The organism is Bradyrhizobium pachyrhizi, from assembly GCF_001189245.1.
Lineage (GTDB): Bacteria > Pseudomonadota > Alphaproteobacteria > Rhizobiales > Xanthobacteraceae > Bradyrhizobium > Bradyrhizobium pachyrhizi.
The window spans coordinates 14,429-27,849 of record NZ_LFIQ01000121.1 but is presented as its reverse complement, the minus strand read 5'-3'; the positions used below and the strand labels follow the sequence as shown (position 1 = coordinate 27,849).

General features: G+C 65.1%; 12 protein-coding genes. 3 read left to right on the top strand and 9 right to left on the bottom strand.

Annotated elements, in window-relative coordinates:
- Positions 1 to 54: 54 nt before the first annotated feature.
- Positions 55 to 2,166, top strand: a complete 2,112-nt coding sequence (locus AKL29_RS38085; protein ID WP_050387729.1) for an acetate--CoA ligase family protein — start codon at positions 55 to 57, stop codon at positions 2,164 to 2,166.
- Between the two features lie 148 nt (positions 2,167 to 2,314).
- Here AKL29_RS38085 and AKL29_RS38080 read toward each other — a convergent pair whose 3' ends face one another.
- The 7 genes from AKL29_RS38080 to AKL29_RS38050 form a co-directional block, all read right to left on the bottom strand.
- A complete protein-coding gene (locus AKL29_RS38080; RefSeq protein WP_028341859.1) occupies positions 2,315 to 3,115 on the bottom strand; it encodes an enoyl-CoA hydratase/isomerase family protein in 801 nt (266 codons plus the stop codon).
- 17 nt (positions 3,116 to 3,132) lie between these two features.
- Positions 3,133 to 4,293, bottom strand: coding sequence for an acyl-CoA dehydrogenase family protein (locus tag AKL29_RS38075; protein ID WP_018269158.1), 1,161 nt, complete (start codon positions 4,291 to 4,293; stop codon positions 3,133 to 3,135).
- A gap of 18 nt (positions 4,294 to 4,311) precedes the next feature.
- Positions 4,312 to 5,379: an acyl-CoA dehydrogenase family protein gene (locus tag AKL29_RS38070; protein WP_050387728.1), complete on the bottom strand. Its 1,068-nt coding sequence runs from the start codon at positions 5,377 to 5,379 to the stop codon at positions 4,312 to 4,314.
- 229 nt (positions 5,380 to 5,608) lie between these two features.
- Positions 5,609 to 6,460 (bottom strand): IclR family transcriptional regulator, encoded by an 852-nt coding sequence (locus AKL29_RS38065; protein WP_050387727.1) that lies wholly within the window; start codon positions 6,458 to 6,460, stop codon positions 5,609 to 5,611.
- A 2-nt stretch (positions 6,461 to 6,462) separates the two neighbouring features.
- Positions 6,463 to 7,596 (bottom strand): NADH:flavin oxidoreductase/NADH oxidase, encoded by a 1,134-nt coding sequence (locus AKL29_RS38060; protein WP_050387726.1) that lies wholly within the window; start codon positions 7,594 to 7,596, stop codon positions 6,463 to 6,465.
- Between the two features lie 58 nt (positions 7,597 to 7,654).
- On the bottom strand, positions 7,655 to 8,869 hold the full coding sequence (locus tag AKL29_RS38055; RefSeq protein ID WP_050387725.1) for an ABC transporter substrate-binding protein: 1,215 nt from the start codon (positions 8,867 to 8,869) through the stop codon (positions 7,655 to 7,657).
- Between the two features lie 15 nt (positions 8,870 to 8,884).
- Positions 8,885 to 10,513 carry an AMP-binding protein gene (locus tag AKL29_RS38050; RefSeq protein WP_244482647.1) on the bottom strand — a complete coding sequence of 543 codons (1,629 nt, stop codon included), beginning with the start codon at positions 10,511 to 10,513 and terminating at the stop codon, positions 8,885 to 8,887.
- A gap of 199 nt (positions 10,514 to 10,712) precedes the next feature.
- Between AKL29_RS38050 and AKL29_RS38045 the strand changes: the two genes are divergently transcribed.
- Positions 10,713 to 11,474, top strand: coding sequence for an N-acyl homoserine lactonase family protein (locus tag AKL29_RS38045; RefSeq protein ID WP_050387724.1), 762 nt, complete (start codon positions 10,713 to 10,715; stop codon positions 11,472 to 11,474).
- A gap of 91 nt (positions 11,475 to 11,565) precedes the next feature.
- Positions 11,566 to 12,348, top strand: a complete 783-nt coding sequence (locus AKL29_RS38040) for an SDR family NAD(P)-dependent oxidoreductase (RefSeq protein WP_028336226.1) — start codon at positions 11,566 to 11,568, stop codon at positions 12,346 to 12,348.
- A 99-nt stretch (positions 12,349 to 12,447) separates the two neighbouring features.
- Here the strand turns inward: AKL29_RS38040 and AKL29_RS38035 are convergent, their stop codons facing one another.
- Positions 12,448 to 12,726, bottom strand: a complete 279-nt coding sequence (locus AKL29_RS38035) for a GlsB/YeaQ/YmgE family stress response membrane protein (RefSeq protein WP_028336227.1) — start codon at positions 12,724 to 12,726, stop codon at positions 12,448 to 12,450.
- Positions 12,727 to 12,762: 36 nt separating this feature from the next.
- Positions 12,763 to 13,359 carry a YidB family protein gene (locus tag AKL29_RS38030; protein ID WP_050387745.1) on the bottom strand — a complete coding sequence of 199 codons (597 nt, stop codon included), beginning with the start codon at positions 13,357 to 13,359 and terminating at the stop codon, positions 12,763 to 12,765.
- Positions 13,360 to 13,421 lie beyond the last annotated feature (62 nt).

Below are 13,421 nucleotides of genomic sequence, written 5' to 3'. Positions count from 1 at the left end.
CCGGATTGCGCTCCGCTCCATCCGGGCTACAAGAAGAATAAAAAGGAACGCCCCATGCCGCATCCGCTCGATACCTTCTTCGCCCCAAAGAGCATCGCGCTGATCGGCGCCTCGCGCGATCACGAGAAGATTCCCGGTCGGCTGCTCGCGATGTTGCGCAAGAACGGCTACCCGGGCGCGCTCTATCCGATCAACCCGAATTATGACGAGATCGACGGCTTGAGGTGCTTCAAGTCGATTGCCGAGATCGGCGCGCCGGTCGATCTTGCCGTTATCGTCATTCCGGCCCGTGCGGTGCTGCCGGCGCTGGAGCAATGCGCGGCCGCGGGCGTGAAGAATGCCGTCATCATCTCGTCCGGTTTTGCCGAGGAGGGCGGCGACAGCGCTGACATGCAGGACGCGATCGTCGCGCTGGCGAAGCGGACCGGGATGCGGATCAGTGGGCCGAACGCGGAAGGGTTTTACAGCCAGGCGCAGAAGGTCGCCGCGACCTTCAGCCCGACCGTCGACGTCAAGCCGGATGCGCCTGATCTCGTCGCCAGCAAGCGGCGGATCGGCATCGTCGCGCAGAGCGGCGGCATCGGCTTTGCGATCTATCATCGCGCCAAGGCGCTCGGCGTCGCGCTCAGCTATGTCGTCAGCGCCGGCAATGAGAGCGATCTCGGCGCCGGCGAGTTCCTCGACTACATGGTACAGGATGTCTCGACCGACGTGATCCTGCTGTTCATCGAGGGCATCAGGGACGTCGACAAGTTCTTGGCGGCGGCGAAGCGCGCGGCAGAACTCAAAAAGCCCGTGATCGTCACCAAGGTCGGGCGCTCCGGCGCCGGCGAACGTGCGGCGGCCTCGCACACCGCGAGCATGGCGGGCTGGTCGGCGGCCTATGATGCGGTGTTCGCGAAATACGGCTTCATCGTCTCCAACGACCTCGACGAGGCCGTGACCATTGCTGCCGTGTTGACCACCAATCCGCTGCCGAAGGGCGATCGCGTCGCGGTGCTGACGGTGTCCGGTGGCGCCGGCATCTGGGGCGCCGATACCGTCTCGATGCAGGGCCTGCGCGTGCCGGAGCTTTCGGCCGCGATCCAGAGCCAGATCAAGCAATGGATGCCGTCCTACGGCGCGGCAGGCAATCCGGTCGACGTGACCGCGCAGGGCGTGTCATCCGGCGGACTGCAGAAGAGCATCGAGCTGTTCGACACGTCTGATGAAGTGGACGCGACGCTGGTCGTGCTGTCGCTGTCGAGCGAGACACGGATGCCGTTCAAGGAAGCTGAGTTGAAGCCGGTGATCGCCGCGCAGAACAAGCCGGTGGTGTTCTATTCCTACACGCTGCCGTCGCAATTCGCGCGGCAGGAGCTGGCGAAGTCGGGCGTGGTGGTGCTCTCAGGACTGACCCATGTCGGCGTCGCAATGCGGCGGCTGGCGGACTATGCCGGCTTCAAGCCCGCGCCGGAGATCTCGGCATCAGCGTCGCCGGCGCACGATCTCTCCATGCATCTGAAGGCGAAGACGCTCTCCGAATATGACAGCAAATCGCTGCTGCGCGCGGCCGGCATTGCGCTGCCGGATGAGGTGCTGGTGATCGACCGCGACGGGCTCGATGCCGCGATCGAGCGCGCCGGATTTCCGCTGGTCATGAAGATTCAGTCGCCCGCGATCGCGCACAAGAGCGAGGTCGGCGGCGTCCGCGTCAACATCGCCGCCAAGGGTGCGGCTTTCACGGCCTATCGCGACATGCTGGAGACGGTGCAGAAGCAGCGGCCGGGCGCCGAAATCCAGGGCGTGCTGGTCGGGCCGATGGCCAGGAAAGGCGTCGAGATCATCGTCGGCACCATGGCGGACAAGACGTTCGGGCCGATGGTGATGGTGGGGCTCGGCGGCATCACCACCGAACTGTTCAAGGACGTGGTCTATCGCCCCGCGCCGGTGAGCCCGGCCGAAGCGAGCACGATGCTGGAGACGCTGAAGGCCGCGCCGCTGCTGCACGGCTTCCGCGGCGCGCCGAAGGCCGATGTCACGGCACTGGCGCGGTTGATCTCGCAGATTTCAGTGCTGGCGGCGCAGCACCGAAGCGAGATCGCCGAGATCGAGGTCAATCCGGTGCTGGTGCACCCGGAAGGGCAGGGCGTCACGATCGTCGATGCGCTGGTGGTGCCGAAATAACTCGGCGTCGTCCCGGCGAAGGCCGGGACCCATAACCACCGAAGTGAGTTGTAAGAGAAGCCGACGCCGCTTGTGCCCCTTCCGCAGGCCGCGGCGTATGGCTCCCGGCTTTCGCCGGGACGACGCGTTGTGAGAGCGGCGCGAGGACCTACCGCCCCTTGAAGTTGGCGACGCGGCGCTCGGCGGTGGCCTTGACGCCTTCCTTGAAGTCTTCGGTCGCGCGCAGCTTGGTCTGCTCGGCGAGCTCATGGTTGGTCGCGGCCAGCACACGGTCGGCGAGGCCGGCGCGCATGGTGGCGCGGGTCGAGACCAGGCCGAGCGGCGAGCATTCGGCGATCTCCTGCGCGAGCTTCATCGCTTCGGCGCGCACCTGGTCCTGCGGCACCAGCACGTTGGCGAGGCCCCAGCGATAGGCTTCTTCGCCGGTGACACGGCGGCTGGTGTAGAACATCAGTTCGGCATTGTTCTTGCCGATCAGCTCCGGCAGCGTCGCGGTGAGGCCGAAGCCCGGATGGAAGCCGAGCTTGGTGAAGTTGGCCGAGAAGCGCGCCTCGGGGCAGGCGACGCGGAAGTCGGCGGAGACGGCAAGGCCGAGGCCGCCGCCGATCGCAGCGCCATGGATCGCCGCGACGATCGGCTTCTTGTTGCGGAAGATGCGCACCGCCTGCACGTAAAGATGGTTGATCGGCAGGTTCGAGGCCGGATCGCTCTTGGCGCGCTCTTCCTGCTCCTGGCGGGCGGGATCGCCGAAATTGGCGCCGGCGCAGAACGCCTTGCCTTGCGCCGCCAGCACCGAGGCGCGGATCTCGATATTGTTGTCGAACTCCTCCAGCGCGTCGGCGATCTGGTTGATCAGCGCGACGTCGAAGAAGTTCAGCGGGGGTTTTCGGATTTCGATCAGGCCGACATGGCCGTGGGTTTCGACGCCGATATCCGTATATTTGGTCATGATCTGTCCTCGTTGAATTAGCGAAGGCCCAAACCGCGGGCGATGATGCCGCGCAGCACTTCGGTGGTGCCGCCCTGGATCGTCAGCTTGGGCGCGGTCTTGATGGCGAAATCGAGCTGCTTTTCCAGCGTCTCGCGGTTGGTCGCGGTCTCCTCGACGAACGCGGCGAGATCGCGGACGCGATGCGGCAGCTGCTGCTCCCACACCGTGCCGATGTCCTTGACGATCGAGGCCTCCACCACCGGCTCCTTGCCGGCCTGCAGCATGCCCGCGACCGATACCGACATGCGGCGCATGGTATGCACCTGCGCCACCAGGCGTCCAATGCCCTCGGCGCTGCGGGTGTCCGGGTTCTTGCCGACCGCGCGCACAAGCTCGGTGAGCACGTAATAGGTCTCGAGGAAACGCTCGGGACCACTTCGCTCATAGGCGAGCTCCGACGTCGCCTGCTTCCAGGCGCCGTCGACCTCGCCCAGCACGTGATCGTCGGGCACGAAGTAGTCGGTGAACACCACCTCGTTGAACTCGAACTGGCCGGTGATCTGGCCGATCGGATTCACCTGGATGCCCGGCTGCTTCATCTTGACGAGGAACTGGGTCAGGCCGTGGCGACGGTTTTCCTTGGTCGGCGGCGAGGTGCGGAAGATCGCGATCATGTAGTCGGCGATGTGCGCCGACGAGGTCCAGATCTTGGTGCCGTTGATCAGGTAGCCGCCGTCGGTCTTGGTCGCGCGGGTCTTCGCCGCGAACAAATCGGAGCCGGAGTTCGGCTCGCTCATGCCGATGGCGAAGCAGACCTCGCCGCGGCAGATGCGCGGCAGGATGTCCATCTTGATGTGCTCGGGCGCGTATTTCAAAAGCACCGGCCCGCTCTGGCGGTCGGCGACGAAGAAGCGCCGGGTCGGCGCATTCGCCACCCGCATCTCCTCGGTCACAACGTAGCGCTCGAGGAACGAGCGCTCCTGGCCGCCATACTTCTTCGGCCAGGTCATGCCGAGCCAGCCCTTGGCGCCGACGCGACGGGAGAATTCCGGTGCGTCATTGTCCTCGCGGTTCGGCGCGTGGGGATCGAAGGTGCCGGCGGCGATTTCCTCGGCGAGGAAGGCGCGCACCTCCTTGCGGAGCTGCTCGCATTTTTCCGGCAGGCGGATCGGATCGAAACGAAGGGCTGCAGTCATGATGTCTCTGTCCTGATCTCAGCGCGAAGCCACCAGCGGCCACAATTCATCGGCGCCACGATTCGCGACGAGCTTGCCGAGCTCGACCGCCCAGTAGCTCTCCGAGCCGAAATCGTCGCGCCAGGCCAACGCCCGCAGCGAATAGCGGTGCAGGATGTGCTCGATGGTGAAGCCGATCGCGCCATGCACCTGATGCGCGATGCTGCTGCCCTTCTCCGCCGCTTCCGAGCAGCGGACCTTGGCCGCTGCGGCTTCCAGGAACACCGCATCAGTGTCCAGCGACTTGGCGTTGACGATCGTGTCCGCCGCCGAGGTCGCGGCGGCGAGTGCGGCGGCGTTTTCGCCGGCGAGCCGGGCGAGGTTGTGCTGCACCGCCTGGAATTTCGAGATTTTCTTCTCGAAGGCGACACGCTCGTTGGAATAGCGCACGGAGATGTCGAGCATCGCTTCCAGCGCGCCGGCGATTTGCAGGCTGCGCACCACGCCGCCCATCAGCATCAGCGTGGTTTGGTCAAAGCCCTTCGGCGCCGGCCTGGTCGTGACCGGCTGCACCTTGTCGAGCGCGACGGTGTCGTTGTGATCGCCGCCGAGCCCGATGCCGGATTCGATCCGGCACTTCGCGACGTCAACCAGCGCGACCGACACCCCGCCATTGCCGCTTGCCAGCACGGCGAAATGCTTTGCGTCCTTGGCGAACGGCACGCCGCGGGCACGGCCGGAGAGGCTGCCGTCGGCGTTGAGCGTGACGCGGTCCTTCGGGCTTGCCGGCAGCACGGTCATCTCGCCTTCGGGGGAGGCGATCCTGGCCTGCGTCAGCAGCCAGCCGGCCAGCATTGTTTCGGCCAGCGGAACAGCGATCGCATGCCGCCCGGCGACGTTAAGGACGCTGAATCCTTCCGCGAGGCTGGCGCCGGAACCGCCGAGATCGTCGGGCACCCAGGACAGCGGCAGGCCGGCTTCGGTCAGCGCCTGCCACAGCGGCGCCTTCCATGCGCCCTGCTTGTCGTGATTGATGGTTTGGGCATCCGCGAGATCGGCGAAAATCTTTTCCGCGGTCTCGGCGACGATGTTTTCACTCTCCGCCACAGCGTTCCTCGTGTTGATTGGCTCGGGCTGGCCGTTCGGCCATGCCCTGCTTGCGATGTTGTCTTGCGCTCAATGATGGGGAAAAGCCATAGCCGTGACAAGCGCTGCCCGCAGGGCCACTTGCGCGGATGGCATGAAGCCGGACATGGCGCATGAATTCCGCATAGTGAACTTTCGATTGTCCCTGTTTGTATGCCATGCACACGCGCAACCGGCCGCTGACATAAGTTCAGTCCGCCAGATGAAACTCGATCGCCTTCCGCATCAGGTCGGCGAACTCGGTCTCCTGGGTGACCAGCGCGTCGTTCAATCCGGCCACGCACAGCACCAGCGGCTCGTTCGATTCCGCAATCGGCGGCAGGTTCATGGCGACGGCGCCGGCGCCCGGCGTGACCAGGCCGAGCGAGAACGCGTGCCCCTTGGCACGCACCTTCTTCAGCTCCAGCAGCAGCGCCTTGATATCGACCTGCCGATCGGGCCGGGTCTCGTTGGCATTGATCAGGCGCACCAGGCGGCGCACCTCCTTGTCCGGATAGGCCGACAGCAGCGCGTACCCCGACGCGGATCGCGCCAGCGGCCGCAGCGTTCCGGCTTTGACATACAGCCGCATCGGCAGCTTGGCCTGAATGATATGGACATATTGCGCGCTGAGCCCGTTGCGCACCGCGAGCATGATGGTCTCTCCGGTCCGCGCGGAGAGCTCTTCCATCAAATTGACCAGGCGGCCTTTCGTGAACAATGCCGGACTCAGCCAGTGCCCCAGCATCGAGATCCGCGGCGTCGGGATATAAGTGCGGCGGCTGGTGTCATAGTGGAGATAGCCGAACGCCGTCATCGTCCGCATCAGCGCCGAGGTGCTGGATTGCGGGAACTTGAGCGCGGCCGCGACCTCGATGGCGGACGCGGCCCGCTGGTGCTCCTCGAAAAATTCGAGCACATCGAACACGCGCCGCGCCGACTTGACCGCATTGTCCATTTTCGGCAGGTCGCGCGAGGTATCGCCGGGGAAATCGGGGCCGTCGAAAGACCGCGCCCCGGCAGCCGCGCCGGCCTTTGCCAAATCTTTCTTCGCCACCGGCATCGCTATCGTCCCTGCTGTGCCACCCGTCGCTTCAGCCACCAGCCATATTGCTCGGGCCAACTCGTCCACTCCGGATCGCATCCGAGCGCAAGTGCCGTCTGCGCAGGCCAGTTCGGATTCCACAGCAGTTCGCGGCCGAGTGCAATAAGCGTCGCCTTGCCGTCCCGCAAGATGGCTTCGGCATAGTCCGGTTCGCGGATCAGCCCGACCGCCACCGTCGGCATGCCGGCTTCCTTCTGGATGCGCTCGGCGAACGGCACCTGGAAGCCCGGGGTGCGCGATACCAGCGAATTGCCGCGCGGCAGCTTCATGCCGCCCGACGAGCAGTCCACCATGTCAATCCTGATCGCCTTCAACTCGGCCGCAAATGCGATCGAGTCCTCGATCGACCAGCCGATGTCGACGCCGTCGACCGACGAGATGCGGACGAAGGCCGGCAGATGGCTGGGCCATTCCTCGCGCATGATCGCCGCGATCCGCAGCGGCAGGCGCATGCGGTTCTCGCGCGACCCGCCATATTCATCGTTGCGGTTGTTCGCCAGCGGCGACAGGAACGAGTGCATCAGATAGCCGTGCGCGCAGTGCAGCTCGATGACGTCATAGCCGGCCGCCCTGGCGCGGCGAAACGCCTGGCGATAGTCGTCCACCAGGGCATCGATCTGCTCTGAGGTCAGCATCTGCGGTGCCGGCCAGCCGTCGTCGAAGGGAATGCCGCTCGAGGCCGCGATCTGCCACGGGCCTTCGCCGCGCGCCTTGATGTCGGATTCGCCGAGCGGGTTGCCGCCTTCCCACGGCCGTTGCGACGAGCCCTTGCGGCCGCCATGGGCGATCTGGATCGCGGCCTTGGCGTTGAAGCTGTGGATCAGCGCGGCGAGGGCGGCGTGGTCCGCGATGTGCGCATCGTCCCAGATGCCGAGGCAGCCATGGGTGATGCGTCCCTGGGTGTTCACCGAGCTCTGCTCGACGAACACGAGGCCGGCGCCGCCGGCGGCGAGCTTGCCGATATGCGCGGTGTGCCAATCGGTGGCGCGCCCCTCCCGCGCCGAATAGGTCGCCATCGGCGAGACCATGATCCGGTTCTTCAGTTCGAGATCGCGCAATTGCAGCGGGGTAAACAGCAGCGGCAGCTCAGTCATGGGATGTCCAGCCTTGCCTATGGTTTCTTGCCTGTGGTGTGTAGGTTCGTGCGCGCAGTCATTTCTTCAGCAGCGGGCAGGCGCTCTCCTCGGGCGTCGCGAATGCCTCCTTGCCCGGAATCACCTGAACCAGCTTCTCGTAGTCCCAGGCGCCCTTCGATTCGGCCGGCGACTTCACCTGCACGAGATACATGTCGTGGATCAGCTGGCCGTCCTCGCGCAGGAATGCGTTGCGGGCGAAGAAGTCGTCGATCGGCATGTCCTTCATCTGCGCGATTACCTTGGGGCCGTCGTCGGTGCCGGATTTCTCCACCGCCTTGAGATAGTTCATCACCGCGGAGTAGAGACCGGCCTGCACCATGGTCGGCCGTTTCTTGGTCCTGGCCATGAAGCGCGCGGCAAAGTCGCGGGTCTTGTCGTCGAGATCCCAATAGAAGGCGGTCGCGAGCTGCAGCCCCTGGGCGGCCTGCAAGCCGATCGCGTGGATGTCGCTGGTCTGCATCAGGAAGGCGGCGAGCTTCTGCTGCTGCGCCATCCCGAATTCCTGCGCCTGCCGGATCGAGTTGGCGAGGTCGCCGCCGGTGTTGGCAAAGGCGATCACGTCAGCCTTCGAGCTCTGGGCCTGCAGCAGATAGGACGAGAAATCCATGCTGTTGAGCGGATGCCGCACTTCGCCGGCGATGCTGCCGCCGACCTTCTCCACGGTCCTGGCCGCGTCGTTGCGTAGCGCGTGGCCGAAAGCGTAGTCGACCGTGACGAAATACCAGCTCTTCGCGCCCGATTTGGCCAGCGCCCGCACCGTGCTGTTGGCGAGCGCATGGGTATTGTAGGTCCACTGCACCGAATTCGCCGAGCAGCCCTTGCCCGTCAGATCGGAGGAGCCGGCCGACGACACCAGCATCGCCTTGTTCTTCTGCTTGGTGAGCTCGAGCACGGCGAACGCGACAGCGGAATTGGCGAAATCCACGATGACATCGACATTCTCCTGCTCATACCAGCGCCGCGCGATGCCGGCGCCGATGTCCGCCTTGTTCTGATGGTCGGCATCGACCATCGCGATCGGCTTGCCCAGGACCTTGCCGCCGAAATCCGCGATCGCCATCCGGACCGCTTCGACCGCTCCGGGGCCGGCGGCGTCGGCATAGAGGCCGGCCTGGTCGGTCAGCACGCCGATCTTCACCGCGTCGTCGGAAATCTGCGCGTGGGATGGCGCGGCGAAGGCGACTGAGAGGATTGCAGCGCTCGCGGCGATCCATCCGTATCTTGATGTCATTGTCCCTGGTTTCCTCTAGTTCGATTGCCTTATGGCGTTGGTCTTGTCTTGCCTCAGGTCGATCATGCCCGGATGCGACCGCGGATCCCTGTCCGCGCCGAGCAGCACGTGCTTCTGGATCTTGTTGGTCGAGGTCAGCGGCAGCTCGGCGACGAAGGCGATCCACGCCGGCAGCTTGAACGCCGCCAGGCGCTCGCGGCAGAAGCGGAAGATGTCCTGCGCGAGCTCGCGTGAAGCATCGGTGCCGTCGTTGCTCACGATGAAGGCCGCAACTTCCTCGTCGCGGATCGGATCGCGCGCAGAGACGACGGCGGCCTGCTTGACCAGAGGCGACGTCGTCAGTACGGCCTCGACCTCCGCCGCCGAGATGTTCTCGCCGGCGCGCCGGACCAGGTGCTTCAGCCGGTCGACGAACACGAAGGCGCCGTCCTCGTGCTGCCAGACGCTGTCGCCGGTGTGAAACCAGCCGCCGCGCCACGCCTGCTCGGTGGCCTCTGGGTCCTTCAGATAGCCGGAGAAGAAGCCGCGCCGCGGCGTCGCTTCCGAATGGCGCACGCAGAGTTCGCCGACCGAGCCCGCCGGCAGCGCATTGCCGTCGGCATCAAGGATCGTCATTTCGAGCCCCGGTACGCTGCGGCCGATGGTGTTGGTCTCCAGATGCCGCGGCTCGACGGTGTTGAACGGACTGCGTCCGGTCTCCGTCATGCCCCAGCCCTCGACGAAGGGGATGCCGAAGCGCTCGCGGGCGCGCGCGCGCTGCTCGGGATTGGCGCCGACACCCATCGAGAAGCGCAGCGCATGGGCTTTCTCGTCCGGCGTCTCCGGCTGCGCCAGCAGGGCCGCGACGATCACGCCGAGATAATGCAGCACGCTTGCGCGGCACGCGACGATATCGCGCCAGGCAAATTTCGCGTTGAAGCGTTCCGGCAGGATCAGGCAGCCGCCGGTCAGCATCATCGCGATCGGGGTCAGGGTCAGGCCGGCCATGTGGAACAGCGGCAGCGGGCTGTACAGGCGCTCCGTTCCGGCGTGATACGTCGCCTCGCCGCCGTGGCTGATGTACCAGCGGCCGGTCGAGACCACATATTCATTGGTCAGGATGCATCCCTTCGGGCGCGCCGTCGTGCCAGACGTGTAGAGCAGCGCAGCCTCGGTCTCGCTTCCCGGCTCGCCGGCGCGTGGTGGCGGCCGCCTGGCCTGCGGGACTGTCTCGATGCCGGCGCCGAGATCGTCACCGGAGACGGTGAGCAGCGGAACGTCGCCGGTCAGCGCCTTCTGCAATTCCTTCTGGTCAGCCAGCGTGACGATCAGGTCGGGTTCGGCATGCGCGATCAGGTATTCGATTTCCGCCGCGCGATAGGCCGGGTTGATCGGAACGATCGAGACGCCGAGGCCGTTGAGCGCCAGCCAATGCACGATGAAGTCGGGCCGGTTCTCCAGCAGCAGACAGGCGCGGTGTCCATGGCCGAAACCGGACGCGCGGTACAGATCGCGCAACGCGCAGACCTGCTGCGCAATGTCGCCATAGGACAGTTCGACGCCGTCGGGAAAGTATGCGCGGTCGGGACGCGCGGGAATGCAGAGGAAAGGTTTGAACGCTGCTGCATCTGATGTCGCAGCGAACGTGCTGAACACGGTGTACATCGTGGCGAAACTTCCCTCTGACGGCCGCTGATCGATGTCAACGATGCCGATCCGAAGGAGCCGGGTGCTTCGTTGAGCGCATTTGTCATGCGATCGCGACATTGCGCGGAAGCTATAAGGGCGAATAATATGCTGTCAAATCTATTATGAGTTTCCATAAAACTCATATGTAGTTTGAAGCCAACGTGGAGGTAACGAGATGAAGATGCATATGTTGTCGGGCGGCCGTCTGCAGATGTCGAAGCGGACCTATCTGCCCGATGCCGCGCGCGGCGAGACGATCGACCTTCCGGTGTCCTGCGTGCTGCTGCGGCACACGCAAGGCAATGTGCTCTTCGATACCGGATGCCATCCCGATGTCGCGACCGATCCTGAAGGACGGCTGGGCACGCTCGCCAAATACATGCGCCCGATCATGCCGGCGGATGATCATGTGCTGACGAGCCTGAAGGCCGTCGGCCTCGGCGCCGACGATATCGACGTGGTGATCTGCTCCCGCCTGCACACCGACCATTGCGGCTGCAACGCCTTCTTCAAGAAGGCGACGATCTTCGTCCATGCGCTCGAGATCGAGGCCGCGAATGCCGACAACGCGTTCGATCGCGGATACATCAAGGCGGACTGGGATCATCCGCTGAAGATGGAGGTCTTCGACAAGCAGATGGATGTGTTCGGCGACGGCAGACTGACGCTGGTCCCGCTGCCCGGACACTCGAAGGGAACGACCGGCGCGCTGGTCAAGCTCGACAACAGCGGCGAATTCCTGCTCGCCTCCGACGCGCTCAGTGTGCGCGCCAATCTCGACCAGCGGACCTCGCCGCGGAACAGCCTCGACGTCGACCAGTTCCTGAAGTCGCTCGACGAGATCGCAAGGCTCGAGGCGTCCGGCGTCAAGATCATCTGCGGCCATGACGAGGCGCAGTGGGCCAGCCTGCAAAAGGGGCTGAACGCGTATACGTGAGGATTTGGGCGCGGCTTGCAGATGTCGTTCCACGCGATATGGTGTGCCGCCGCCGGAGTTCATCTGGCTCACAACAACAAGGAAAATGTAGATGTCCAAGGATGGTTTGTGCGCAATCGTGACGGGATCGGCATCGGGACTCGGCGCCGCCACCGCGCAAATCCTCGCCACGCAGGGCGCGCGCCTCATCATCAACTATTCCAACAGCAAGGCGGAAGCCGAAGCGACCGCGGAAGCCTGTCGCAAGCAGGGCGCCGAGGTGCTGGTGGTGCAGGGCGACGTATCGCGCGATGAGGACTGCAAGAAGATCGCCGCCGCTGCGCAGGGTTGGGGCCGCCTCGACGTGCTCGTCAACAATGCGGGCACCACCAAGCACGTGCCGCATCACGATCTCGACGGCCTGACCGCGGAAGATTTCCAGCGCATCTATGCCGTCAACACCATCGGCCCGTTCCAGATGGTTCGTGCCGCGCGCGCGCTGCTCGAAGCCGGCGCGAAGGCTTCTGGCCGTCCGTCGGCGGTGGTCAACGTCTCCTCGGTCGCCGGCATTTCGGGCGGCGGTTCGTCGGTCGCCTATGCCGCGAGCAAGGGCGCGCTCAACACCATGACGCAGTCGCTGGCGCGCGCGCTGGCGCCGTTGATCCGCGTCAACACGGTGTGCCCGGGCTATATCGATACGCCCTGGTTCACCAAGGGCCGCGGTGAGGCGGGCGCCAAGCAGGTGCGCGATGCCGTGGTCGCGCGGGTGCCGCTGAAGGTTGCGTCAACGGCGGAAGACATCGCCAATCTGGTCTGCTTCCTGGCAAGCCCGGCCTCGAGCAACATGACCGGCGAATTCGTCCGCATGGATGCCGGCATGCATCTCATTCAGTGAAACTGGCTATCCGCGACTTCCGACCAGTTACGGAAACGAAAATGCCCGGGCCAAGCCCGGGCATTTTGATTTTGGATCAATATTCGGTTCGCTGTGCCGTCACCTGTTTCCCGGATCCGGGATCACACGTGCCGCGACCAGCCGATTCCAGATGAATAGCACCACCAGCGCGCCGATCGTGGCGGTGATGAAGCCGGCGCCCTGTTCGGGACCGTAATGGCCGATCGCCTGGCCGATGAAGGTGGCGAGAAACGCGCCGGCGATGCCGAGCACGGTGGTGAGAATAAAGCCGCTCGGATTGTTCGGCCCCGGCGACAGGAACCGCGCGATGATCCCCGCGATAAAGCCGACGATGATGACCCAGATGATGCCGCCCATGTCTGTCGTCCTCTTCAGATGGAATCAACAATGCCGCTAAAGCCTGCGGTGCAGCTCGTCGCCGCTCGGCAACCGCCCGTCCGGTGTCAGATGATTGATCGCGTCGGGCAGGTACTGGCTCAGGCCCCGCAGCAACTGGTCGCGCGATATGCCGCTCTGCGATGCCAGCGAGTCGATCTGGTCGGCGCCGAGCGCGTTGGCGAGATCGCCGGGCGCGATTTGCTTGTTGGGACCGTTGCTGACCCAGGAATTGGCCGCATCGCCCTGGCCCTTGTCCTGCAACTGCTTGAGCAGGTCGCTGAGGCCGCCGCTGAGCACGGTGCCGGCTGCGCCGCCGGCGAGCAGGCCACCAAGGCCGCCCTTCAGCAGATCGCTGAGCCCGCCGCCACCGGGCAGGCCTGCGGTGACGTTGCCGGGAGGAAGCGGCGGCGCCTGCGCCGGCTTCGGCTCAGGGGCGCTCGCGTCCGCCTGGCCTCCGGAGAAATGCTTGACCGCCTTCCATGCCAGCAGCGCGAGGATCGCCATCGTCATCGGCGACATTCCGCCGCCGCTGGAGCTGTCGGATGATGTGCTTGGCGCGCTTGGACCGCGCGGGCCGTTCTGCATGCCGTTGAGTACGTCGAGTAAACCCATGATCGTCTCCTGCCGCAACCGTGCCCCGAGCGGGAAACATAGCTTCCACCCATGACGGTTAC